Raw genomic sequence first — 23932 nt, forward strand, 5'->3', positions numbered from 1 at the left:
CCAGATACTAATGTATAAACAGTAATGAGCAAATAATAATATTATGATAGGCGTATATGTATCATATTTGGCGCGACACTATTAGTGATTTTCAACTTTCGCCAATATATTTATATGCTATTTTATAAAAAAATAATATTAAACAGAACTTTTCATTCATGCAGCAGTCAGAGTATTTGTAAACAATGGCAGGATATGAATGACAAGCAATAATCAGACAGAGGAGTACCGGCTCGAATGAGCGAGCAGGATTTGGATTTAGCGCTAGTAAAAAGGGTCCAGCAGGGCGATAAAAATGCCTTCAATCTTTTAGTAAAGAAGTATCAGAACAAAATAGCCGGTTTGATTTCACGTTATGTATCAAATCAAGGCGATATTGCTGATGTTGCTCAAGAAGCTTTTATTAAAGCATACCGCGCACTTCCAAACTTTAGAGGGGACAGTGCCTTTTATACTTGGTTATACCGTATCGCCGTTAATTGTGCTAAAAATTACTTAGTGGCTCAGGGCCGCAAACCGCCAGCAAATGATATAGATGCTGACGATGCAGAGTTTTATGATGGTGCTGATGCAATGCGTTCAAATGCATCCCCTGAAAACTTGTTATTAAGCGAAGAAGTTCGCGCAGTGATTTTTAACACCATTGATAGTTTGCCTGAAGATCTTAAAACCGCGATCACTCTACGAGAAATCGAAGGGATGAGCTATGAAGAAATAGCCGTGGTGATGGATTGCCCAGTCGGGACGGTGCGTTCGCGTATTTTTCGTGCCCGTGAAGCAATAGATAACAAATTAAACCCATTAATAGGCGAGTCTTAATATGACAAAAGCACACGTTAACAAGTTGGATAATCAGCATTTATCCGCATTACTTGACGGCGAACAATCATTAACTGATGAGGTTATTGCCCAGCAAGATGCGGCAACCTTAGGACGTTATGCGCTAATAGGTGACGTAATGCGTGCTGAGTCAGAAGATGCGTTCGTCTTTGATATAAGCGATAGTGTTGCGCAAGCGCTGGAAAGTGAGCCAGTTTATGCTGATTTCACACAATCTGCGTCACAACCTGCACCATTGGCTGCCACGGGAACCGATAACGTAGTGGCGTTTAACTGGCGCAAACCAGTTGCACAACTTGCAATTGCAGCAAGTGTCGCCATGTTTGCAATTGTTGGTGTACAAACATTGCCACAAGGTGAAAACTCACCTAGCAATGAAATTCCGATGTTACAAACAACACCAGTAACAGGAATGGCATCACCAGTTAGCTATTCGTCAGAACCCGCTTTACAAAATGCAGAGCAAGGTTTGCGTGAGTTACAGCAACAGCGTATTGGCGCGTTAGTATTAGAACATCAACGCCAAGCACGAGTTGCATATTCATTAGAAAAAGCTCACACTGAGGCGCAAGCCGAAGAGGAAAAAAACTAATTAAATGAAAGTAATTACTTTTATTTTGTCGTTGGTATTAATGGCTCCAGCCTTTGCTGACGACGAAAACCCCGCAAAAGAGCTACTGCTCAAAATGGCTGACGCCGTTCATAATCGTAACTTTGACGCATCATTTGTGGTCGTGAAAGGAAAGTCAATGGAACCATATCGGTGGTTGCATGCAAAACAAGGTAATACAGAACTCGAACATTTGAGCTTACTCAATGGCGCAGGCCTTGAGATGGTTCGTATCGATGACCAAGTTACTTATTTTGAGCCACAGTCTGAGCCTTATTCAATAGATACTGATTCTATAGCAGGCCCAATCCCAGAAGTGTTGTTTAAAGATGTCGAGCGCTTAAGTCAGCATTACGATTTTGTACTCGGTGGTAAAGGCCGTATTGCAGGGCGTGCTGCGCAGCTTGTGCGCATCGAATCAAAAGACGAGTATAAGTTTAATTATTGGCTGTGGCTTGATGCAGAGTCATCACTATTACTAAAATCTGCTTATGTTAATCATGCCGGTGAGATGTTAGAACAACTACAGTTAACCCATATTAGTGTAACCGAAGAGCCCGCTGCGTTATTACTTGAAATGCTTAATCGTAAATTTCCAACGCCACTACCGGCAGCGGCAATTACCAAAAATGAAGCAAATACAGGAAGTAATAATTGGCAAATAGGTTGGTTACCTGAGGGGTTTAGTTTACTAAAATCAGACCGTCATAAGCTTGATTTGAACAATGAACTGACGGATTATTATTTATACTCAGATGGTTTTGTCGAAATTTCAGTGTTCGTACAAAGACCATTACCAGGTCGCAGACCAAGCGGTGCATTGTCATCCGGTGCCACGACAGTATATGTGCATAATAGCGGTAGTTTTGATGTGTCAGTGGTGGGGAATATTCCAGCAATGACTGCAAAAGCAATTGCTGAATCGGTTGCAAGACCCTTGTAATATAAGCTGATAATGATAGAACAAACTCTTACAGTGGTGTCGATTCAAGGCGCCACTGCGCATTTAGAAGCCCAACAAAAGCAAGCCTGTGAAGGGTGTAATGGCCGTTGTGGTTCACAAATTTTTAGTAAGCTATTTGGCACTGCTAAAAAAACCTTCCCCTATCGATTTGAAATTCCAGTTGTGGTTGGGCAAAAAGTAACCCTAGCACTGGATGATAGCCACATGGTAAAGCATGCTTTTGCAGTGTATATGTTGCCTTTAGTGTTAAGTCTGGTATTTGCGTTAGTGGCTGCTGAGGTTTTTTCTGTGCCTGAATGGTTGCAAATCATTGCCGCTATAGCTGGTGGTTTTACTGGCTTTGGCATCGCTAAAAGCCGAGTGAAAAGCCTAAAGCATGATGTTAAAGTAATAAAAATTCACCCTATTAGCCTTCCTTTAACTCAAATAGATGGTGATTGAAGCCAATTAAATGTAAAATTACGGCTTTATACACTCAGTCCATTAAAATAGAAGTTTAGAATCCAGTTTATGAAGCATATCCGTAATTTTTCGATCATCGCCCATATTGACCACGGTAAATCGACCCTTTCAGATCGTTTGATCCAAGTTTGTGGTGGTTTAACAGACCGCGAAATGCAAAAGCAAGTATTGGATTCAATGGATATTGAGCGCGAGCGTGGTATCACCATTAAAGCGCAAAGTGTAACTCTAAATTATAAAGCCAACGATGGTGAGACTTACCAACTTAACTTTATCGACACCCCTGGACACGTTGACTTTACTTATGAAGTATCGCGTTCACTAGCAGCGTGTGAAGGTGCATTATTAGTTGTTGATGCCGGTCAAGGTGTTGAAGCGCAAACTCTAGCGAATTGTTACACCGCCATCGAAATGAATTTAGAAGTAATTCCGGTATTAAATAAAATCGATTTACCACAAGCTGATCCACTTCGTGTAGCCGAAGAAATTGAAGATATTATTGGTATCGATGCCCTAGATGCCGTGCAATGTAGCGCTAAAACAGGTGTGGGTATTGCCGAAGTTCTTGAAATGATTGTTAAGGACGTACCGCCACCAGAGGGTGATAAAGACAAGCCGCTACAGGCGCTTATCATCGACTCATGGTTTGACCCGTATCAAGGTGTAGTATCGCTGGTGCGTATTAAGCACGGTGAATTAAGAACGGGCGACAAGATAAAAATTATGTCGAACGAGCATATACACACTGCAGATCAGGTTGGTGTTTTTACACCAAAGCAAACCAACACCGGTATTTTAAGAACTGGTGAAGTAGGTTTTGTTATTGCGGGTATTAAAGAAATACATGGTGCGCCAGTAGGTGACACTATTACCCATCAAAAAAATGCAGCACCTGAGCGCTTACCGGGCTTTCAAAAAATTAAACCACAAGTTTATGCCGGTATGTTTCCAATTGCCTCGGATGAGTATGAATCATTCCGTGATGCGCTTAATAAACTAAGCTTAAATGATGCGTCGTTATTCTTCGAACCAGAAAATTCAACAGCACTTGGCTTTGGCTTTCGCTGTGGCTTCTTGGGCATGTTGCACATGGAAATCATTCAAGAGCGTTTAGAGCGTGAATACGATATTGACTTAATTACCACCGCACCAACGGTAATTTACGAAGTTGTAACTAAGGAAGGTACGATTCAGATTGATAACCCATCTGATTTACCTGCTGTAAATGATATTTTAGAAATTCGTGAGCCCGTTGTTGAAGCTAATATTCTTGTACCACAAGAGTATTTAGGCAGTGTTATTACGCTTTGTATTGAAAAGCGTGGTATGCAAACCAAGATGAACTATCACGGTAAACAAGTCGCAGTTACTTATGAACTGCCAATGGCTGAAGTGGTGATGGACTTTTTCGATAAGTTAAAGTCAACCAGTCGTGGCTTTGCCTCGCTTGATTATAACTTTAAGCACTTTCAAACATCAGACATGGTACGTGTTGATATTTTGATCAATGGTGAGCGTGTTGATGCACTTGCGATTATTGTTCACAGAGACAGTGCGCAATCGCGTGGTCGTCAACTAGCTGATGCATTGAAAGAGCTTATTCCTCGTCAAATGTTTGATATTGCGATTCAAGCGGCAATAGGTGCACACGTTATTGCCCGTACCACTGTTAAACAGTTACGTAAAAACGTAATCGCGAAGTGTTATGGTGGCGACGTGAGTCGTAAGAAAAAGCTACTTCAAAAGCAAAAAGATGGTAAAAAACGTATGAAGCAACTAGGTAATGTTGAAGTGCCTCAAGAAGCATTTTTAGCTATTCTTAAAGTTGGTAAGTAAGTTTTTTAACCAAATTACGTAAGATAAAGGATTTAATGCATGGCAGGTTATTTTTCAATATTTTTAGTGTTGTTAACTTTAGGTTCAGGCTTAATTTGGTTAATTGACCATTTTATGTTTGCACCAAAAAGGCAGCAACGCTTAGCTCTTGCGCAAAGTTCTGCTGGCGGCGAGCTAGATGAAGAAACTGCAGCACTAATTGCGCCAGAACCGACGATTACTGAAACGGCAAAATCAATTTTTCCGATGATTGCGGCTATTACGATTTTTAGGTCGTTTATATTCGAGCCGTTTCAAATACCATCAGGTTCAATGATGCCGACACTATTAGTTGGCGATTTTATCTTAGTACAGAAATATTCGTATGGCGTGAAAGACCCTGTTTGGCGTACTCAATTAGTTGATGTGGCAGAGCCAGAACGTGGTGATATTGTGGTATTTAAATACCCATTAGATGAAAGTATCGATTATATTAAACGTGCGATTGGTTTACCGGGTGATAAAATCGTTTACCGTGATAAGCGTTTATACATTCAGCCAAATTGCGAACAAGGACAAACACAACAAGGTGACTTATTGTGTAATGAATTTAATAAAATTGACATGGAGATCATTAATCGCGATGAATTTAAGCAAGGCTCTATGGATTTAGTTCGGTTAGATGAAAATTTGACTACGCTAAAACATAATATTTTAATTAACCCTGAAGCGCTGGAAATGAAAGGGCGTTACTATCAACAACCGGGTACACGTTCTGATGAATGGGTAGTGCCGGCTGATCATTATTTTATGATGGGTGATAACCGCGATAACAGCCAAGATAGTCGCGTATGGGGCTTTGTGCCAAAAGAAAACTTGGTGGGTAAAGCTGTCTTTATATGGATGAGTTTTGAATTTGAGAATGGCCCAGATGACATTTTACCAGGCTGGGTTCCAACTGGTGTTCGTTTTGAACGCCTAGGTAATATTCAGTAACAATGAAAAAAAATGTAACAGAGTTATATAGCAAAATAGGGTATACCTTTATTGATCAAGTATTACTTGAGCAGGCGATGACCCATCGCAGCCATAAAGGACAACACAATGAACGCTTAGAGTTTTTGGGCGATTCCATTTTAAGCTTTGTCATTGCCAATGCTTTATATAGTAAGTTCCCCAAAGCGCGTGAAGGCGATCTTAGCCGCATGCGTTCAACGCTTGTGCGTGGACAAACCTTAGCTGAATTTGGTTTAGAGTTTGGCCTAGGTGATTACTTACGCTTAGGGCCGGGTGAACTTAAAAGTGGTGGTTTTAGACGTGAATCAACTTTAGCTGATGCGGTTGAAGCAATTATTGGTGCGGTATTTTTAGATGCTGGCATTGATGTTTGTGGAGACTTGATTTTGGCGTGGTACGAATCTCGCCTTGATGCCATTTCGCCAGGTTTAAACCAAAAAGATCCTAAAACATTACTACAAGAATACTTACAAGCCCGCAAATTACCTTTGCCAGGCTATACTGTAGTAGATACTAAAGGTCAGGCACACAATCAAACGTTCACGGTTGAATGTATTGTTGAAGGTATGGATAGCATCATCTCAGTTGGCAGTTCTCGTCGTAAAGCTGAACAAAAAGCCGCTGAAAAAGCGTTGAAGATACTTAAAAATGAATCTTGATACATTGATCCAACCGCACACGCGTGATTTAGATACTTTTTGTGGCATGGTCGCTATTGTTGGCCGCCCAAACGTTGGTAAATCTACCTTGCTTAATGAAATTATTGAGCAAAAAGTAAGTATTACCTCGCGCAAACCGCAAACCACACGCCACCGTATTATGGGTATTCATACCGTCGGTAAGCACCAAGCCGTGTACGTTGATACACCAGGCCTGCATGTTGAAGAAAAGCGTGCCATTAACCGTTTAATGAACCGTGCTGCTTCAAGTTCATTAGGTGATGTTGAGCTAGTTATTTTTGTTGTTGAAGGTACTCACTGGAATGCTGACGATGAAATGGTGCTTAACAAAGTAAAGCAAAATGGCAAACCAGTATTACTTGTGATGAATAAAATTGATCAAGTAAAAGACCGTGACCTTGTGCTACCGCATATGAAGTGGTTAGGCGAAAAGTTTGATTTTGTTGGCATTATGCCAGTATCTGCGACTCAAGGTAAAAATATCAACCTGATCAAAGATGAAGTAACTAAGCGTTTACCACCGTGTGAATTTTACTTCCCTGAAGATTACGTAACAGATCGTTCAATGCGCTTTATGGCAGCCGAAGTGATCCGTGAAAAGTTGATGCGCTTTATGGGTGAGGAGCTTCCTTACTCAGTTACCGTTGAAATTGAGCAATTTAAATGGCAAGAAAATGGCATTTGGCATATCAATGGCTTGATTTTAGTTGAGCGTGAAACGCAAAAACGTATGGTTATTGGTAATAAAGGCGAAAAGCTTAAAGTGATTGGCCGCGAAGCCCGTAAAGATCTCGAAGAAATGCTTGATAATAAAGTGTTTTTAGAACTTTGGGTGAAGGTTAAATCAGGTTGGGCTGACGACGAGAGAGCACTTCGCAGTTTAGGCTATGGTGAAGATTAATAGCCTAAGCGATATTTATGGATAGCGACTTCTACACGGCATATTTATTACACCGACGTCCTTTTAGTGACTCACAAGTAATGCTTGATATGTTAGTAGAAGGCGTTGGCCAGTTGCGCATGCTGGCGCGAATTAGCGGTCGCCAAGCAACAAAATACAAAGCTCAGTTACAACCCTTCCAAGCCTTACTGGTAAATTATACCGGTAAACACGACCTGAAATATATCCAACGATTTGAACTACATGGCACGCAATCCACACTAGTTGGGGATCAGCTTTATTGTGGGTTTTACCTCAATGAACTAACCAACCGCATTGTACCAATTAATGAACCGATTGATCATGCCTATCAATTGTATAAAACTCACCTACAACAGCTTAACCAGCACCCTAATTTACAAGCTGTATTACGTTCTTATGAATTTCAACTATTAGAATTATTAGGCTATGGCGTTGACTTTAGTTTTGATGCCGCAGGCGATCCAATTTCGGCAGAGCAAACGTATAGTTACTTTGCTGAATACGGCTTTGTTGCCCAAGAAAATCAAGGCAGTGGCTTTTCTGGCGCGCAGTTAAATGCAATTGCAGCTCATGACTTTAGTGCGCCGGATGTGTTATATATGGCAAAACAATTAAGTCGTCATTTAATGAAGCCTTTATTAGGCAAAAAACCATTAAAAAGTCGCGAGCTGTTTATATCCAAATAGTTTGGGTATTCACCAACAATCTTAATACGGTATTTTTAACCGTTATTTTTACAGGTAAAAAAATGAAAGATATTCTTTTGGGTATAAACGTTGATCATATTGCTACCTTACGCCAAGCTCGGGGTACAAATTACCCAGATCCAGTACATGCTGCGAGTGTTGCTGAGCATGCTGGCGCTGATGGGATCACTATTCATTTACGTGAAGACCGTCGTCACATTCAAGATCGTGACGTGTATGTGATGGCTAAAACAATCCAAACACGAATGAACCTTGAAATAGCGGTTACAGATGAAATGATTGATATTGCTTTAGATGTTAAGCCAGCTTATGTTTGCTTAGTACCAGAAAAACGCGAAGAGTTGACCACCGAAGGCGGTTTAGACGTTGTTGGTAATCTAGATAAGATTAAAGCCGCGACAGCAAAATTAACTGACGCCGGTATTAAAGTATCATTATTTATCGATGCAGACAAAGCACAACTAGATGCAGCTAAAGCCTGTAATGCCCCTTATGTTGAAATTCATACTGGCGCTTATGCGGATGCGCAAACTGATACCGAGATACAAAAACAACTTGAGCATATTCATCAAGGCGTAAAGTATGCAGCAAGTTTGGGTTTGATAGTAAACGCCGGCCACGGTCTTCATTATCATAACGTGAAACCGATTGCTGCTATGAAAGAAATTTACGAATTAAACATTGGTCACGCAATTATAGCGCGCGCAGCCATTGATGGATTAGATAAAGCAGTACGTGACATGAAGCGACTAATGCTAGAAGCGAGAGCATAGCCATTGTAATAAATTATAAACATGCACCGCATAAAGTGCGGTGCATGTTAATGCAACTGAAAGGATTTATTTAAAATTGGACTTTAATGCCCATTTTAAATTTGCGGCCAAGTACATCATAGTTACTTGGGAATGTATTACCTGAGTTAGAGCTGGTATCGCCAGCTTCACCACCAACGACAGGTGGTTCTTTTTCAAAAATATTATCTATACCGAAATTAACTACAATGTTTTCTGTTGCGTAATAACTAGCAAATAAATCAAAGTAGTCGTAGCTGTCAATGCTTCTAAAATCTTCAAAAACATTCGGGGCTTCAATCGGCTCTACTTCAACGCCATCTATATGACGCCATTGTAATGACATTGTTAAATCTTCCCATACCCAGCTAGTACGTTGCACCCAACGAAGCTCTGATACAGGGTCACAACTGGTACTGAAGTAACCTTTACAATCGATTATTCTAGCTGTGTCTGAGCTTTGTGACTCCTGTGTTAGATATTTATTGATATTACCTGAAAATTGCAATTCGCCCATTTCGTCCATTAGTACAGCAAAGTTAAAACCAAGTTCGATACCTTCAGCACGTTGGCTTTTCAAGTTAGTGGTGAACTGTTCTATACCAGCTCCAGCAATTGTTAAATCACCACCAATTCTATTTATTTTTGCACACTCATTGGTATCGCCAAGTACATAACAAGCATCAAGAATTTCTTGAGCAGAAAAGTTGCCAATAATATTACTAATATCAATATCATAGTAATCTAATGTGATTGTAAAGTTTTCAAGCGCATCAAACTCAGGCGTCCACACAATACCTGCTGTAAATGTGTCTGCTTCTTCGGCCCCCGGAGGATTCAGAGGATCACTACCGCTAATAACTTGTACTTGCCCTGAAATAACATTTTGCACATTACCAACTTGCGCTTCAGTCATTCCAGTTGATATACAAAGCTGTTTTAATGTTTCATCAATATTACCTGCATTAGCTACTGAACACGGGTCACTTTGAGCATTATCTAATCCTGTGACTACAGGGGATGCAATCTCACCAACATTAGGTGCACGAGTAGCTTGTTGTTGCATGACGCGGACTAAAATATCGCTGACTGGACGCCAATTAAAGCCTAACTTCCAGGTTTCATTGCTACCAACTGTATCATAATCAGCCCAACGAAAACCAAACTCAACATCAAGCGTTTCAGCACCTGGTAACCCATCTAATACCGGCAAGTAGCCTTCCATAAATAACTCATCAACGGAGAAACCGCCAGAGATTGGAAGTTGATTACCGCCAGCACCACCTTGGCAGCTTGCTGGAGCAAGCTTTAAACATTCGTCAGGCTCAAATAAGCCTTTTTCTTTACGCTTTTCATAGCCAAAACTCATTGCCAGTGGTGCGCCAGCGCCCGGAATTTCAATAAAGTCGAATGAGCCATTTACACTAGCAGTGAAAACTTCTTGGCTGTATTTTTGTTGTTGCAATGCAATTGCTTGTGCATAACCTGCCATTTCTTCGGTGATTGAACCAAAACCACCAAATAAGTTGATAGGAACACAACTAGAATCACCATTTTTACAAGTAACGCCATCTGTAGTATCAAGCGCGTTTTGAATGTTAGTTAAGTTGGTGTAACCACCACGAACAGTTGTTCGGTTAGATTCACCATATTGATAGCTTGCATCATATTGCCAATCATCTAAAAAGTAACCTGTAACCCCAGTCACCATTTGAAATTGAGTGCTGTCAAATCGTTCTGTTCGAGCGCCAAGCTCTAATGTACGTCTTCTAAGTTGAACTGACAGGTAGTCAGCTTCATCAACAATACCATTGCCATTTATGTCTTGCCAATTAGATGTATCTAAACTTCCTTCACCTAAAGCAGCCGTAGCGCCATCGATCATAAATTGCCTTGCTTGATCGCCTATTAATGGATTGGCTAATGGTAAATTGAACACAGATCCAAAAGTACCAGAAGGAGCTACTTGGGTATCAACACTGGTATTAGTAAAGTTCACAGATGAATAAACTTGGTGATCATCTGTCAGGTAGTAATTACCAATAGCTGTTGCTGAATAGCGTTCAGATGGTGTTTGATAGAAGTTGTATGGGTTGAAGTTGAATACACTACACTCAGTAGCGGCTAATGTGCCATCATTTCTGAATTGGCCACTACCATTACCGCCAGCACCAACAATTGTAAATCGAGTAGGAAAAGCGGTGGTAGATCCACCACTTTCGACGGAGTTTGGACCACTACATGCATCAGGAGCTGGGATTGGCGGCTCGCCATTTAAGAATTGTTCATAGTTAGCACCCGTTTTAGTTTCAATTCCTAGCAGGCCTAATGGTCTATCACCTAATAAAATTTGATCTCGTTGTGTCCAACCTAGCGATAACACTACATTACCTTTGTCATCTTCAAGATTAGAACCCAGAGTAATACTGAAGCTGTCTTTATCACCGTCACCATCGCCAGTTTCTGAATGTTTGGCGTCAAAAACCACCCCTTGGAAATCATCTTTTAGCACTATGTTGACAGCGCCCGCTATTGCATCAGAACCATAAACGGCAGATGCTCCACCGGTAACAATATCAATTCGTTCAATTAATGCACTGGGGATGGTTGAACTATCTACGGCACCATTATAGTTATATGGGATCATACGACGGCCATTCATTAATACTAATGAGCGTTGAGCACCAAGACCGCGTAAGTTTATTGTAGCTGCACCGCCAGAACCATTATTAACGTTACTACCATCACCAGGTACTGTTGCTGGTAAGTTTCTTAATATTTGTTCAACTTCAGGTTCTTGTTGAAAACCAAGTTCTTTTTCTCCAATGGAAATGATAGGACTAGCGGAAACAGCTCCTGGTTGGCGAATACGGCTACCTGTAACAGAAATAACTTCGACGTCTTTGTCGACTTCAGTTTCTTGTGCTGTGGAAAGTGGTGAATAGATGAGTGCGGTTGAGACAACCCCTGCACTAAGTGCATATTTCACTGCAGATGAAATTCTACTTTTTAACATTGTAATCTCCCAAATATTTATAATAATTAGGCTAAATACAACAGGAAGCACATTGCAGATGCTTCCTCTTAGCTTTTTAAAGATAGTCATTAAGTTGGGACATACAAATAATTTAAAGCGTCAAAATATAAAATTTTGAAAAGTTTGAAATGTAAAACGAATGAAATACGGCAGGGTAGATAAAAAGATTGTTTTTAAACAGTAGCTTAAATAAAAAAGCGGCTTCGGAAGCCGCTTTTTAATCTTGAATATATTTATTAACAGTTAGTCTCTTTAGCGTTAACGCCTTCTTTTACTTCTTCACAGGCGTCTTCTACTTTGTTTTGTACGTCGGTAACAGCTTCATCGATGCGCTCACCGGCCTCTTCTGCATGATTGTCTTCACAACCCATGATAAAAAAACTAGCGAATAAAGCGATCACAGCGGTTTTAATAGTTGTCGATTTCATAATGTAATTCCTTGTAAAAATAATAAATGTGTTGTTATTTAAAATAAATTGTTATCACTTAGGGACATTGCCGCGCAATGCACCTGAAACGAGTGAAATAACTAACAATACAATAAAGATAAAAAAGATAATCTTAGCAATTCCTGCTGCGGCACCTGCGATACCACCAAAACCTAACACTGCAGCAATAAGTGCAATAACTAGAAATGTAATTGTCCAGCGTAACATTGTCGTCTCCTTGGTTTGTAAATTTGTTCGGAGTAAATAATGCTAGTTACATGCCATGTATTTAAATCCTTTATTATCAATATCATAGGGGTTTATTTCATTTCTCTTCATAAATTAGGTGGGAATTATTTACAGCTTTATCTGTAACTTATACTCGACGCTCTAAAAATCAATATTTAAGTCGTTTTTTGGTAAGACCAATTTCATTTTTGAGCCATTTTGTATTTAATCAAGCGGTTGTTCAGTCGTTCAGTCGGTAGGTTTTCCAGCTGCGGATAAGCTTTTACTTATAAGTTATAGCTATATTCAGTATTTTTATCATCTATATCCTATGAAATTATAGCAAAATGTAGAGTGTTAACTTTGCTGAGCATATGTTAGCTTTGTATTAATTGGTTTTACCAATTTACAAAGTGTTGGACTTGGTCTTTTTCTTTGTTATGATTGTTGCATAATTATTTAAATAAAGTGATTTTTTACCTAGCGGGGCTGGGTGGAAATAATCAGGGGGGAGCAGGATGGATATAGGTCAGTTACTTGCTACAGCAGCAAACTTAATGATCACCGGGATGGTGGGCGTTTTCGTTTTTCTTTCGTTGTTGATTTCAGCAATTACCATTATGTCTAAATTAGCGAGTCGTTTTGAACAGCCGGTTGCAACAACGCCAACGCGTACACCGTCAATCAAAGCATCAGGTGTATCAAGTGAACACATCGCTGCGATAAGTGCAGCCATAGCTCAATACAAAAATAAACAAAAACTATAAGGAGTTACTTGTGGCTAAATTAAAATTAACAGAATTAGTACTTAGGGACGCGCATCAATCATTATTAGCAACGCGTATGCGTTTGGATGACATGCTACCGATTGCACAAAAATTAGATGATGCAGGTTATTGGTCGATCGAATCATGGGGTGGGGCTACTTTTGATTCATGCATTCGTTATTTGGGTGAAGATCCTTGGGAGCGTATTCGTGCTCTTAAAAAAGCTATGCCAAATACTAAACAGCAAATGTTATTACGTGGTCAAAACCTTTTAGGCTATCGTCATTATGCCGATGATGTTGTTGAAAAATTTGTAGAGCGAGCGCACAAAAATGGTGTTGATGTGTTTCGTATTTTTGATGCGATGAACGATGTTCGTAATCTTGAAACGGCTATTAAAGCTGCAATTAAAGTTGGCGCACATGCACAAGGTACAATTTCGTACACAGTAAGCCCGGTTCATACACTTGATATGTGGTTAACGCTTGCCAAGCAGCTTGAAGAGTTAGGCTGTCATTCAATTTGTATTAAAGACATGGCCGGTTTGCTTAAACCATACGATGCAGAAGAGTTAATCAAAGCGTTAAAAGAAACAGTCTCTATCCCAATTGCAATGCAGTGTCATGCCACAACAGGTTTAAGTACTGCTACTTACCAAAAAGCGATTGATGCTGGTATTGATATGCTTGATACCGCAATTTCATCAATGAGTATGACTTACGGGCACAGCGCAACTGAAACGATTGTATCGATTGTTGAAGGTACTGAACGTGATACTGAGCTGGATTTAAATCAACTCGAAGAGATTGCTGCTTATTTCCGTGATGTTCGTAAAAAATATGCCGCGTTTGAAGGCAGCTTAAAAGGTGTTGATGGCCGTATTTTATTAGCGCAAGTGCCTGGTGGCATGTTAACTAATATGGAAAACCAGCTTAAAGAGCAAGGTGCTGCGGATAAATTGAATGAAGTATTACTTGAGATCCCACGTGTACGTGAAGACTTAGGTTATTTACCGTTAGTTACACCAACATCACAAATTGTTGGTACACAAGCAGTATTAAACGTATTGACGGGCGAGCGTTATAAAACTATCACCAAAGAAACTGCCGGAGTGCTAAAAGGTGAGTATGGCGTAACTCCTGCGCCGATGAATAAAGAGTTACAAGAGCGCGTACTTAATGGCGCAGAAGTCATTACTTGCCGCCCAGCTGATTTATTGCAACCAGAACTAGAAATACTCCAAGCTGAGCTATTAAAAGAAGCACAAGAGCAAGGTTTAAGCTTAGCGGATGAGCAGATTGATGACGTGTTAACGTATGCATTATTCCCACAAATTGGGTTGAAATTCATTAAGAATCGTAATAACCCAGATGCATTCGAAGCTGTGCCAAGTGCTGAATCTGCTAATAAAGAACAACCAGTTAGCAATAAAAAAAGTAACAGCAACACAGTAAAAGCAGAGCAGTACAGCGTAAAAGTAGATGGTAAAGTTTATGATGTAGTGGTTGCACAAGGCGGTGAGCTTAAAGAAGTAACACTTAAAGATAGTGAGCATATTCCACAATCGGCGTCAGTTGCTTCCGGCGAAACACTTAACGCTCCACTTGCTGGTAACATCTTTAAAATCAAGGTGAAAGCGGGTCAAACGGTAAATGAAGGCGATGTAGTGATCATCATGGAAGCGATGAAAATGGAAACTGAAATTCGTGCAACCCACACCGGTACTATTGCTGAAATTCTTGTTGCTGAAGGTGATTCAGTGGCAACGGGTGACGCTATGATAGCACTAGCTTAGGAGCTCAGAGGATGGAAGCATTATTAAACCTCTGGCAAGCAACAGGTATTGCTAATTTTACATTTCCTGCGCTTATTATGATCGCAGTAGGGTGTTTATTGTTGTATCTGGCAATTGCGCGCAACTTTGAGCCGTTATTATTATTACCAATTGGCTTTGGGGCAATATTAACAAATATCCCCGTAGCGGGCTTATCAGACCCCGGTGGTTTGCTGTATTACGTTTATCATATTGGGATTGATACCGGTGTATTCCCATTATTAATATTTATGGGTGTTGGTGCACTCACTGATTTTAGTGCCTTGATAGCTAATCCTCGTATGTTATTGCTAGGTGCTGCAGCTCAGTTTGGTATTTTTGCAACCTTGTTTGGCGCAATTTTACTAAACTATGTACCAGGTTTTGAGTTTTCTTTACAAGATGCGTCAGCAATTGCGATTATAGGTGGTGCAGATGGCCCGACGGCAATCTTCTTAGCCTCAAAACTTGCTCCTGATTTATTGGGTGCTATCGCCGTAGCTGCATACTCATATATGGCGTTGGTGCCAATTATTCAGCCGCCAATTATGCGGGCTTTAACCACACCAGAAGAACGTAAAATTCAAATGCCACAGTTACGCACCGTATCAAAAAAGGAAAAAATTATTTTTCCGTTAATGGTATTGAGTTTAACGATTTTGTTTTTACCTGCAGCAACGCCACTGGTAGGCATGTTCTGTTTAGGAAACTTGATGCGAGAGTCTGGTGTGGTTGACCGTTTAAGTAATAGTGCACAAAACGAGATCATAAATATCACCACTATTTTCCTTGGTTTAGCTGTAGGCTCTAAGCTTGCTGCAGATAAGTTTTTAACCGTAGAAACAATTGGTATTTTGGTACTCGGCGCCTTGGCTTTTGCAATTGGTACAGCTTCAGGTGTATTTATGGCAAAAGGTATGAACAAGTTCTCTAAATCACCAATCAATCCACTCATCGGCGCGGCTGGTGTATCAGCTGTGCCAATGGCTGCACGCGTAGTTAATAAAGTGGGTCTGGAGAATAATCCGCATAATTTCTTATTAATGCATGCAATGGGACCAAATGTTGCGGGAGTACTGGGTAGTGCTGTGGCTGCAGGTATCTTGTTAGCTCTGGTAGGTTAAACAAATCTTAAACCATACCCAGCGAGCTGAGTATGGTGAGGTAACTTTTACTTCCAACCGACTGGCGCAGTATTTACTGCGCTTTTTTTTTGCGCTTAGGGTCTGTTGACCTTTCAGGGTTAAAATTTGTTCAAACTAGGGGCGATTTAATCACGGCGCGAGATTTGTAACCTAGTGGGCTAAGTAAAAATCGAGCAACAAAGAGTTAATCGCCCCTAGGCAGAACCCTTCGGGCAGCGCGTGTTTGGCATTTATGCCGAGTTATCTCCTATTTATGGGGAATAACCACACTACATAGGCTCTGCCTTGCCTAAAAACCAAACGCGCAGCTGCAAATTTAACCTCGAAAGATAAACAGACCCTAGGTATACTCGATAGATATTTTATTAAATAGGAATGGTATGAATATCTTCGTGATTTTAATTTCACTGTTTGTTGCATTAATCATTCTTGTGCCACTACTTGAAAAGTATCAGTCTAAAATGGGCCTAGATGGTGCGACTAAATACGCCAAATACATTTGGCCATTAGTGATGATTTCATTGGTTGTGCAATTGATTTATGTGTTGGTGAGGTAGAGCGTAGCTGCCAGTTTTAAGGTCTAGGAGCGGTAAGCTTTAAGTTGTAAGTGATAAGCTCGTGTTTAAATGGACTGTGTAGGTTGGGTTGAGCACCGCGAAACACAACGAAAAAATTGTAACGGTAGATATCAATCTTTGAATATTTATCTATGCTCGTTACTCTGCGATCCCACAACAGTCACGCAGCTTTGGGTTTCCCGTGAAGGCCACATGGTCTGAACGATGTTTAAACGCTTTGTATGGATAATAAACCCATCTTGTTAAGTTATTAGTGCCCCATTGGATCAAAGTAAGCCTCCCAGGTTAGAGCACAAGCTTGTTTTGATTTTGCTTTTTTCATGTAGAACATTGCATTTTCGTCAGTTGAACAATTCATAAGCGCTACACCTAAATTGTAAAATGCATGTTTGTTATTACTGCCTTGATCTATTGCTTTTTTAAAATATTCAGCCGCTTCTTGATGTTTGCCCATATCACATAGAACAGTTCCATAGTTTATGAGAGTTAGCTCATCATCAGTATGGTTATGTAAGACTTGCTCAAGAATGCTTTTTGCCTCATCAAAGTTTTGATGCCACTTGGAGTTATCTTTCCAAGTTTCATCTATTAATGATTTGGCTTTTTTGTTTATATCTTCAATGCTCATTCTGAAACGTAACAATCTATTTGTCCCATTTTGGTGGTTTTTTAGCACACCAAAACGGCGGTCACTAATGTTATCGGAGAAAATTGCGATATTAATAATCGCATGGCTAAATTTCAATCAATAAAATATTCAATTTTCGCTCATAGCCGTTTATCAGGTGACGTTTGCTTAACTTTCAAAACTATAAAAGTAGATATGAGGCAGCACATGCAAGTTCTATTGCAACATTAATTTGCGAATACAACCGGAGCGCATCACATCAAACAGTTCAACAAAAAGCCGTTGCTATTTACATAACAACGGCTTATATTTTTCGCTGACCGCTTTACTTAAGCGCTAACTGTAGCTCTCGGTTGCGCTCTAGCTGCGCTAAGAAGTTATCTGCGATTGGTTTAAACTTAGCAAGCTCGTCGCGAGGCAGTGGCTCTGACTTCGGTAACTTAACCGTTTTAGGGTTACGGTGAACGCCGTTAACTAAAAACTCGTAGTGTAAGTGTGCGCCTGTTACACGACCTGTGGAGCCGACAGTACCAATTTGTTGACCTTGCTTAACTTTTTGACCAGTTTTAACTAGTTTCTTGTTAAGGTGTAGGTATTTAGTGACGTACTGTGTGCCGTGACTAATAAATATATAGTTACCATTATACTTACTGTATCCGGCTTTAATTACTTTACCATTACCAGAGGCAACTACTGGCGTTCCAGTACGAGCTGCGTAGTCAATCCCACGGTGTGCTCTTACTTGTCCTGTTACAGGGTGTAAGCGACGCGGATTAAAGCTTGAGCTTATATATTTAAAGTTAACCGGTGCACGTAAAAATGCTTTTTTCATACTACGCCCTTCAGGCGTGTAAAAAGTACCATCGCTGTGACGAATAGCCGCGTAACGTTGACCTTGGTTAATAAACTCAGCAGCTATAATTTTACCTGTGCCAATAAACTCGCCATCAACATAATGCGATTCATAGATTAAACCAAATTGATCGCCTTTACGGATATCATTGGCAAAATCCACATCCCAACCGAATATGTCAGCAAAGTTCATTATTTGCCGTTCACTTAAACCAGCAGCAATACCTGAGGTCCAAAAGCTGTTGGTAATTTCTCCGCCTGTTGATTTAGTTAATGTTTCAATTTCTTTACTATCAATAGACGTATCGTAGTTACCTTCTTCATTTAATGTAACGAATAGGGTATCTGTTTTTGAAATCACATAACGTAACTGTGCCAAAGAACCATCTTCGGCGGTAGCAAAGCTTAATGTTTCACCAGGGTGAATTTTACTAAGTTTACGTGTTTCTGCATTGGTATTAAGCAGTTTATGAACGGTTTGCGCTGAAAAGCCGGCGCGTTTGAAAATAAGTGCTAAATTGTCACCGTTCTTTACTTCAAAATCGACTAGATTGTATTCTGGGAATTTTGCTGCATCTTCTTGCGAATTTAATTCAGTTAATTTTTCGTTATCATCAACTTTAATTTGTAATTCGTAGCGCTTGCCAATTTCTAGCGCATCAGCGCTATTGTCTTTAGAGGCGGTGGCTTTTTCTGAAGGAATGAGTGTTAAAGCAGCAATAGCAGAAACCAAGCCTAGAATAAGCAATTTGTGTTTTTTTGGGAGAGTGTGCACAACGCGAACCATAACGTGCCTTTTCCTGCTGTCAAGATAATTAATCACTAATATTGCAGGATATACTTAATAAAGCGTTAATACCAGTGTTTTGTAGATTTAAACTGGCGCGGATTTACGCTAGAATCACCAGATTGACTGAATTTTTTGGAGTAATACATAGTGGACTTACAAACCGCTCTAGCAGAGATAAAACGCGGTGCTGAAGAAATATTAATTGAAGACGAGTTAGTCGAAAAGCTAAAGTCTGGTAAAAAGCTAAAGATCAAAGCTGGTTTTGATCCAACTGCACCTGACTTACACTTAGGTCACACTGTGCTAATTAATAAAATGAAAACCTTCCAAGACTTAGGTCATGAAGTGATTTTCTTAATTGGTGATTTCACCGGTATGATTGGTGACCCAACGGGTAAAAATGTAACTCGTAAGCCACTAACCCGTGAAGATGTATTGGCAAATGCTGAAACATATAAAGAACAAGTATTTAAAATTCTGGATCCGGCTAAAACCACGGTTGCTTTTAATTCAACTTGGATGGAGAATTTAGGCGCTGCAGGGATGATCAAGCTAGCAGCACGTCAAACTGTTGCTCGTATGCTAGAACGTGATGATTTTAAAAAGCGTTATGCTGGCGGACAATCAATTGCGATTCATGAGTTTTTGTATCCATTAGTGCAAGGTTGGGATTCAGTTGCGCTTGAAGCTGATGTTGAGCTCGGTGGTACTGATCAACGCTTTAATCTATTAATGGGTCGAGAGCTACAAAAAGACGAAGGCCAAAAGCCACAAACCGTATTAATGATGCCTTTACTTGAGGGCACCGACGGTGTGCAAAAAATGTCTAAGTCATTAGGTAACTACATTGGTATTACTGATGCTCCTAACGATATGTTTGGTAAGATCATGTCTATTAGTGATGAGCTGATGTGGCGTTATTATGATTTGCTAAGTAGCTTATCAATTGACGAAATTGCTGCGCTTAAAGAAAAGGTTGCACAAGGTACTAATCCGCGTGATATTAAAATCGATTTAGCAAAAGAAATGATTGCTCGTTTTCACAGCGATGCAGCAGCTGTTGGTGCGCATGAAGATTTTATTAAACGTTTTCAAAAAAATGCGTTACCGGATGATATCCCAGATATGACAGTAACGATTGATGAAGATACCGTATTTATTACTAATTTGCTTAAAGAAGCAGGCTTAGTTGCGAGTACGTCAGAAGCTATGCGAATGATCAAACAAGGCGCAGTTAAAATCAATGGCGAAGAAAAGGTCACTGATACTAAGCTTGAAATTGCAAAAGGCAGCACAGCTATTTATCAAGTTGGCAAACGTAAGTTTGCAAATATTACCTGTGCTTAATAGGTAAAGAATGAAAATTCAGTTTTAAAAACCAGCTTCGGCTGGTTTTTTACTCTTTGTGATCTACAACATTGTTTTAATGATTTCGATGCCAAATATAACCAGTAACCAAAAGCCACGCGCTTGATTTAGCCGATTGATCAATACCGCAATATCATCAGCCTGTGGTAAACGCTCAGTACCAATACGCATTTTATCAAATCGAGTATCTTGGTATATGGCAGGGCCACCGAGTTGCACACCAACAGAGGCCGAACAACAACTTAATAACCAGCCACTATTTGTTTGATAAAAATGCCGTCCATAATGCTTAATATAATGAACGCTCAATTTACTGGCTTTACTTGCTGCAACAGTCAGCGCCAATATCCGCGTAGGTAACCACTCAAGAATATATAATAGCCAACTGAGTGATTTTAAAAATGGGCTATTAGGCAAAATATCTTTGCGCCAAGCTTGGTGGATCAAAGTCAGTAAGCGATAAGCCAGTGCAGCCATAGGGCCTAATAGTAAATAAAAGAAAATAACGCTAAAGTAATGACGAGCCACTCTTAAGATCAGCGTTTCCATAATGGCTTTGCAAAGACCAGGGCCTGATAATTTATCAACCTGGCGAGCAAGTAGTGGTTTTAATAACTCTCGGGCTGTAGACTTTTGATTTTGTTTAACGAGTCGTGCAATACGCAGCGCTTTACTTTCTACACTTCGCCACTCTAGGCTGAGGTATAAAATTAACCCAGCTAATAGTTCAGGGTAATATGCAAATTCAAGCAGTAAGATTACCAAGGTCATGATCACTAAAATGACTAAGGTGAAACATAACGAAGAGGACAAATATTGGTAACTTGCAGGTTCACTCTTTCGAAAAACGCGTTTCCCAAGTGCTCTAAATACCGCAATTAAAAATGTATTTGGGTGATACCAGCTTACCAAAGGTAAAAAGCGCTCAGCAAGGAGCGCTAATATAAATACAATAAAGTCCAAATGTTGCTGAACTAAATTGAGTAACACCTTATAGCGTTACCGTAGTCAGCTTTTCTAGTAATGCGACCACCATTTTTGATGAGTTTATTGAAGCGGTTTCTAGGTATTCTTCAAATGACTGTGGTGACTCTTTACCTGCAATATCAGACATTGAACGGATCACTACAAACGGTGTAGCTAAAGAAAAGCATACTTGTGCAATGGCAGCGCCTTCCATTTCTACAGCTAACATAGTAGGGAAGTCCGCGCGGGCTTTATCAATACGCACCGGATCACACATAAATGAATCGCCAGTACAAATTAAGCCGATCAGGGTCTTCACGTCACTGATGCTTTCAACACTTTGTTGTGCAGCCTCGATTAATTTAGGGTGAGCGGCAAAACCAGCAGGCATCTGTGGTACTTGGCCAATTTCATAACCAAAAGCGGTTACATCAACATCATGATGACGTACCTCAGATGAAATTACCACGTCGCCAACACTCAGAGATGGATCAAAACCACCGGCAGAGCCTGTGTTGATCACACAGTCTGGTTGAAAATTATCAATCAATAACGTTGTTGCAATACTAGAGGCGACTTTACCAATACCTGATTGCACTAAAGTCACAGTGTTACCAGCTAATTCACCTGTATAAAAAGTGAAACCTGCTTTAGTTAGAATTTGTGGATTTTGCATTGCTTCACGCAAAATTTTAACTTCTGGCTCCATCGCGCCAATAATACCGACATTCATAATTTTAAATTCCTCTAATTAGATGTTTAGATTATACGTGAAGTTAGCGATAAAAAACAAAAATGCGAGCTTAAAAGCTCGCATTTTATCGTTTAAGAAAACTTATATTTCAGCTAAAGCTGTGGAATGGGCTTTAGCTTGCGAAGGAGATAGTACCGCCGGCTTAGTAACACGGTTGCGTGTCGGGCGACTACTTTGTGCTGTCGGCTTGCCAAGCTTAAACATAATTGCTTCGCGTACTTCTGATGGCCGATAGCCAGATTTAACTTTCATACGGATATGTGGAATGCCAGCAGCTTCAAGTGCACCATTAACAAACCAGTCTCGTTGTGCTTTATGACCATCTTTATTGGCGTTGTTTACTAAGTCAACCGCTGCCACAATCGTCATCTTTTCTTTATCAATCAGCACATAATCCAGTTGTTTGTTTTTTGCTTTAGCGATTGCAGCACGTTTAGCTTTAGCAGATAAACCTTTTTTACAATCAATGATATCGATTAATTTTACACGGCTAACAATTTTATATTGATCGCCTACAGCACGTTCTAAAAGGTTTAAAAATGAGCTTTCAACTTGCGTAAATACACTGGTTTTACGCGTGAATGGGTAAGGGTTTCCGCCATCATCGGTAAACTTTGACGCAACAACAGATGCCCCTACGACTAATACTAAAATTGATAATAAAGCGAATTCCATACGGTAACTCCACAACAACAAATTGACACTATAAATTACTTAGCAATTTACGTGCCCAGTTGTAATGAAGTTACACTTTATAACAGCTAAGTTATGGCTGGTATCCGCCAGCAATTCCTTTTACTGCAATCGCTACAGCATCATGGGCATGCAGAGATTCATAATGGTTTATTTGTAACCAGTAATCGGCGTATTGTGCATCTTCTAACACGGCTTTGATTTTACGCGCAGCATCTTCACAAAACATCAGATTTTGACCATTTAAACGGGCGAATTCTTGCTCATCTTCACGCTTAACTGCCGCTTGTACAGGGGTTTTAAGCTCATCTTCAAGAGTATTGATCAAGCTTAAAATATCAAACTCACGGATGCTGCTATCTAGTTTGACTTTTACATTGGCAATAGAGCGTTGAGAATGCGGTGTGGCGATTATGCCATCGGTACTGCCAAGCCAGTTGACCACTTCTTCATGGCTAAGAGTATGCTGCTGAAACTTTTCAACAAAGGCTTGTTGAATAAGTTGGCGAGCTAATGCCGCTGAGCATGGGCAAGTTGATGAGTAAGTTACATCAAGGCTTAACTCAAAACTAAGTACACCGCGGTCAATTTTTGCCACTATGGTTAACGGGTAGCTTTTCCAACCCGCTTTGCCGCTAAGGAGTGATTTTCTGCGCAGCGGTAGTTCAAACTTAAATTCAATTTTAGCTTGATCCGATAACCCTTCATGGCTGGAAATAAAAGTATCTAGTGCTTGAGCAATCGTTGTGGGGTTTACCTGCTGCTCAGTTGATAAGGTATCGAGCGCTAAAAATAACCGCGACATATGAATACCTTTTGCGTCTTCTTTGTGAAGATTAACAAAAGCACGAGCTTTAGCGTTGACATTAATAGGCGCAAGATCACGAGATTCAAATAAAAAAGGCAGTTCAATATCAGCCATACCAACCCAGTCTAATTTACCTGTTTGTAAGGCGGGAGCCGTATCTGCTATATCGGGCATGTTGCTTTGCATGAAAAATCTCGTTATTGGCAATTGTAAAGCGCGATATTTTACACGAAATAAATAAAAAATACGTGGTAGATGAAAATTTTCTG

24 protein-coding genes are annotated in these 23932 nt (G+C 40.1%); 15 read left to right on the plus strand and 9 right to left on the minus strand.

Annotated elements, in window-relative coordinates; all coding sequences use genetic code 11:
* Positions 1-237: 237 nt before the first annotated feature.
* The 10 genes from rpoE to pdxJ all read left to right on the plus strand — a co-directional run bounded on the left by rpoE (position 238) and on the right by pdxJ (position 8790).
* Complete coding sequence (gene rpoE, locus H5154_RS00170; protein WP_064666393.1) at positions 238-819, plus strand: RNA polymerase sigma factor RpoE; 582 nt, start codon at positions 238-240, stop codon at positions 817-819.
* A gap of 1 nt (position 820) precedes the next feature.
* Complete coding sequence (locus H5154_RS00175) at positions 821-1432, plus strand: sigma-E factor negative regulatory protein (RefSeq protein ID WP_145237606.1); 612 nt, start codon at positions 821-823, stop codon at positions 1430-1432.
* A gap of 4 nt (positions 1433-1436) precedes the next feature.
* The gene (locus H5154_RS00180; RefSeq protein WP_149980900.1) at positions 1437-2393 is read left to right on the plus strand and encodes a MucB/RseB C-terminal domain-containing protein; all 957 of its coding nucleotides are present in this window, start codon (positions 1437-1439) and stop codon (positions 2391-2393) included.
* Positions 2394-2405: 12 nt separating this feature from the next.
* Entirely contained in the window at positions 2406-2855 is a 450-nt protein-coding gene (locus H5154_RS00185) for a SoxR reducing system RseC family protein (RefSeq protein ID WP_149980899.1), read from the plus strand.
* A gap of 69 nt (positions 2856-2924) precedes the next feature.
* A complete protein-coding gene (gene lepA / locus H5154_RS00190; protein WP_182717004.1) occupies positions 2925-4712 on the plus strand; it encodes a translation elongation factor 4 in 1788 nt (595 codons plus the stop codon).
* A gap of 39 nt (positions 4713-4751) precedes the next feature.
* Positions 4752-5687, plus strand: coding sequence for a signal peptidase I (gene lepB, locus H5154_RS00195; protein ID WP_149980897.1), 936 nt, complete (start codon positions 4752-4754; stop codon positions 5685-5687).
* A gap of 2 nt (positions 5688-5689) precedes the next feature.
* Positions 5690-6367 carry a ribonuclease III gene (gene rnc, locus H5154_RS00200; protein WP_145237595.1) on the plus strand — a complete coding sequence of 226 codons (678 nt, stop codon included), beginning with the start codon at positions 5690-5692 and terminating at the stop codon, positions 6365-6367.
* Positions 6357-7289 (plus strand): GTPase Era, encoded by a 933-nt coding sequence (gene era / locus H5154_RS00205; protein ID WP_145237593.1) that lies wholly within the window; start codon positions 6357-6359, stop codon positions 7287-7289. Before rnc ends, era begins: the two co-directional genes overlap by 11 nt.
* A gap of 17 nt (positions 7290-7306) precedes the next feature.
* Positions 7307-7996, plus strand: coding sequence for a DNA repair protein RecO (recO, locus tag H5154_RS00210; RefSeq protein WP_145237591.1), 690 nt, complete (start codon positions 7307-7309; stop codon positions 7994-7996).
* Positions 7997-8058: 62 nt separating this feature from the next.
* Positions 8059-8790, plus strand: a complete 732-nt coding sequence (gene pdxJ, locus H5154_RS00215; RefSeq protein WP_182717005.1) for a pyridoxine 5'-phosphate synthase — start codon at positions 8059-8061, stop codon at positions 8788-8790.
* A 70-nt stretch (positions 8791-8860) separates the two neighbouring features.
* Here the strand turns inward: pdxJ and H5154_RS00220 are convergent, their stop codons facing one another.
* The 3 genes from H5154_RS00220 to H5154_RS00230 all read right to left on the minus strand — a co-directional run bounded on the left by H5154_RS00220 (position 8861) and on the right by H5154_RS00230 (position 12501).
* On the minus strand, positions 8861-11824 hold the full coding sequence (locus H5154_RS00220) for a TonB-dependent receptor domain-containing protein (RefSeq protein WP_182717006.1): 2964 nt from the start codon (positions 11822-11824) through the stop codon (positions 8861-8863).
* 257 nt (positions 11825-12081) lie between these two features.
* Positions 12082-12273: a hypothetical protein gene (locus tag H5154_RS00225; RefSeq protein ID WP_149980895.1), complete on the minus strand. Its 192-nt coding sequence runs from the start codon at positions 12271-12273 to the stop codon at positions 12082-12084.
* 54 nt (positions 12274-12327) lie between these two features.
* The gene (locus H5154_RS00230) at positions 12328-12501 is read right to left on the minus strand and encodes a DUF1328 family protein (RefSeq protein ID WP_145237585.1); all 174 of its coding nucleotides are present in this window, start codon (positions 12499-12501) and stop codon (positions 12328-12330) included.
* A 518-nt stretch (positions 12502-13019) separates the two neighbouring features.
* On the opposite strand from H5154_RS00230, the gene H5154_RS00235 reads away from it, so the two are divergent.
* The 4 genes from H5154_RS00235 to H5154_RS00250 all read left to right on the plus strand — a co-directional run bounded on the left by H5154_RS00235 (position 13020) and on the right by H5154_RS00250 (position 16783).
* Positions 13020-13268, plus strand: a complete 249-nt coding sequence (locus H5154_RS00235) for an OadG family protein (protein WP_182717007.1) — start codon at positions 13020-13022, stop codon at positions 13266-13268.
* A 10-nt stretch (positions 13269-13278) separates the two neighbouring features.
* On the plus strand, positions 13279-15063 hold the full coding sequence (gene oadA, locus H5154_RS00240) for a sodium-extruding oxaloacetate decarboxylase subunit alpha (protein ID WP_182717008.1): 1785 nt from the start codon (positions 13279-13281) through the stop codon (positions 15061-15063).
* Between the two features lie 11 nt (positions 15064-15074).
* Positions 15075-16205 carry a sodium ion-translocating decarboxylase subunit beta gene (locus H5154_RS00245; RefSeq protein WP_145237582.1) on the plus strand — a complete coding sequence of 377 codons (1131 nt, stop codon included), beginning with the start codon at positions 15075-15077 and terminating at the stop codon, positions 16203-16205.
* Positions 16206-16606: 401 nt separating this feature from the next.
* Entirely contained in the window at positions 16607-16783 is a 177-nt protein-coding gene (locus tag H5154_RS00250) for a hypothetical protein (RefSeq protein WP_167542971.1), read from the plus strand.
* 271 nt (positions 16784-17054) lie between these two features.
* On the opposite strand, the gene H5154_RS00255 is transcribed toward H5154_RS00250, so the two are convergent.
* Positions 17055-17549: a tetratricopeptide repeat protein gene (locus H5154_RS00255; RefSeq protein ID WP_182717009.1), complete on the minus strand. Its 495-nt coding sequence runs from the start codon at positions 17547-17549 to the stop codon at positions 17055-17057.
* 208 nt (positions 17550-17757) lie between these two features.
* Positions 17758-19071, minus strand: coding sequence for a peptidoglycan DD-metalloendopeptidase family protein (locus H5154_RS00260; RefSeq protein WP_182717010.1), 1314 nt, complete (start codon positions 19069-19071; stop codon positions 17758-17760).
* A 150-nt stretch (positions 19072-19221) separates the two neighbouring features.
* On the opposite strand from H5154_RS00260, the gene tyrS reads away from it, so the two are divergent.
* Positions 19222-20421 (plus strand): tyrosine--tRNA ligase, encoded by a 1200-nt coding sequence (tyrS, locus tag H5154_RS00265; RefSeq protein WP_145237578.1) that lies wholly within the window; start codon positions 19222-19224, stop codon positions 20419-20421.
* A 63-nt stretch (positions 20422-20484) separates the two neighbouring features.
* Here the strand turns inward: tyrS and H5154_RS00270 are convergent, their stop codons facing one another.
* The 4 genes from H5154_RS00270 to folE2 all read right to left on the minus strand — a co-directional run bounded on the left by H5154_RS00270 (position 20485) and on the right by folE2 (position 23849).
* On the minus strand, positions 20485-21432 hold the full coding sequence (locus H5154_RS00270) for a cobalamin biosynthesis protein (RefSeq protein ID WP_182717011.1): 948 nt from the start codon (positions 21430-21432) through the stop codon (positions 20485-20487).
* A gap of 1 nt (position 21433) precedes the next feature.
* Positions 21434-22141 (minus strand): 5'-methylthioadenosine/S-adenosylhomocysteine nucleosidase, encoded by a 708-nt coding sequence (mtnN, locus tag H5154_RS00275; RefSeq protein ID WP_182717012.1) that lies wholly within the window; start codon positions 22139-22141, stop codon positions 21434-21436.
* 102 nt (positions 22142-22243) lie between these two features.
* A complete protein-coding gene (locus H5154_RS00280; RefSeq protein ID WP_145237569.1) occupies positions 22244-22837 on the minus strand; it encodes a DUF2726 domain-containing protein in 594 nt (197 codons plus the stop codon).
* Positions 22838-22928: 91 nt separating this feature from the next.
* The gene (folE2, locus tag H5154_RS00285) at positions 22929-23849 is read right to left on the minus strand and encodes a GTP cyclohydrolase FolE2 (RefSeq protein WP_182717013.1); all 921 of its coding nucleotides are present in this window, start codon (positions 23847-23849) and stop codon (positions 22929-22931) included.
* Positions 23850-23932 lie beyond the last annotated feature (83 nt).

It is taken from the genome of Pseudoalteromonas sp. SR44-5 (assembly GCF_014163675.1).
In the GTDB taxonomy this organism is placed as follows: domain Bacteria; phylum Pseudomonadota; class Gammaproteobacteria; order Enterobacterales; family Alteromonadaceae; genus Pseudoalteromonas; species Pseudoalteromonas rhizosphaerae.

Coding starts and splice junctions, on each gene's coding strand:
- recO (WP_145237591.1), top strand. CDS start 7,307: ATGGATAGCGACTTCTACACGGCATATTTATTACACCGACGTCCTTTT.
- rpoE (WP_064666393.1), top strand. CDS start 238: ATGAGCGAGCAGGATTTGGATTTAGCGCTAGTAAAAAGGGTCCAGCAG.
- mtnN (WP_182717012.1), bottom strand. CDS start 22,141: ATGAATGTCGGTATTATTGGCGCGATGGAGCCAGAAGTTAAAATTTTG.
- H5154_RS00260 (WP_182717010.1), bottom strand. CDS start 19,071: ATGGTTCGCGTTGTGCACACTCTCCCAAAAAAACACAAATTGCTTATT.
- H5154_RS00220 (WP_182717006.1), bottom strand. CDS start 11,824: ATGTTAAAAAGTAGAATTTCATCTGCAGTGAAATATGCACTTAGTGCA.
- folE2 (WP_182717013.1), bottom strand. CDS start 23,849: ATGCAAAGCAACATGCCCGATATAGCAGATACGGCTCCCGCCTTACAA.
- H5154_RS00225 (WP_149980895.1), bottom strand. CDS start 12,273: ATGAAATCGACAACTATTAAAACCGCTGTGATCGCTTTATTCGCTAGT.
- H5154_RS00185 (WP_149980899.1), top strand. CDS start 2,406: ATGATAGAACAAACTCTTACAGTGGTGTCGATTCAAGGCGCCACTGCG.
- H5154_RS00230 (WP_145237585.1), bottom strand. CDS start 12,501: ATGTTACGCTGGACAATTACATTTCTAGTTATTGCACTTATTGCTGCA.
- era (WP_145237593.1), top strand. CDS start 6,357: ATGAATCTTGATACATTGATCCAACCGCACACGCGTGATTTAGATACT.
- pdxJ (WP_182717005.1), top strand. CDS start 8,059: ATGAAAGATATTCTTTTGGGTATAAACGTTGATCATATTGCTACCTTA.
- H5154_RS00280 (WP_145237569.1), bottom strand. CDS start 22,837: ATGGAATTCGCTTTATTATCAATTTTAGTATTAGTCGTAGGGGCATCT.
- lepB (WP_149980897.1), top strand. CDS start 4,752: ATGGCAGGTTATTTTTCAATATTTTTAGTGTTGTTAACTTTAGGTTCA.
- H5154_RS00250 (WP_167542971.1), top strand. CDS start 16,607: ATGAATATCTTCGTGATTTTAATTTCACTGTTTGTTGCATTAATCATT.
- lepA (WP_182717004.1), top strand. CDS start 2,925: ATGAAGCATATCCGTAATTTTTCGATCATCGCCCATATTGACCACGGT.
- H5154_RS00175 (WP_145237606.1), top strand. CDS start 821: ATGACAAAAGCACACGTTAACAAGTTGGATAATCAGCATTTATCCGCA.
- rnc (WP_145237595.1), top strand. CDS start 5,690: ATGAAAAAAAATGTAACAGAGTTATATAGCAAAATAGGGTATACCTTT.
- H5154_RS00235 (WP_182717007.1), top strand. CDS start 13,020: ATGGATATAGGTCAGTTACTTGCTACAGCAGCAAACTTAATGATCACC.
- H5154_RS00180 (WP_149980900.1), top strand. CDS start 1,437: ATGAAAGTAATTACTTTTATTTTGTCGTTGGTATTAATGGCTCCAGCC.
- H5154_RS00245 (WP_145237582.1), top strand. CDS start 15,075: ATGGAAGCATTATTAAACCTCTGGCAAGCAACAGGTATTGCTAATTTT.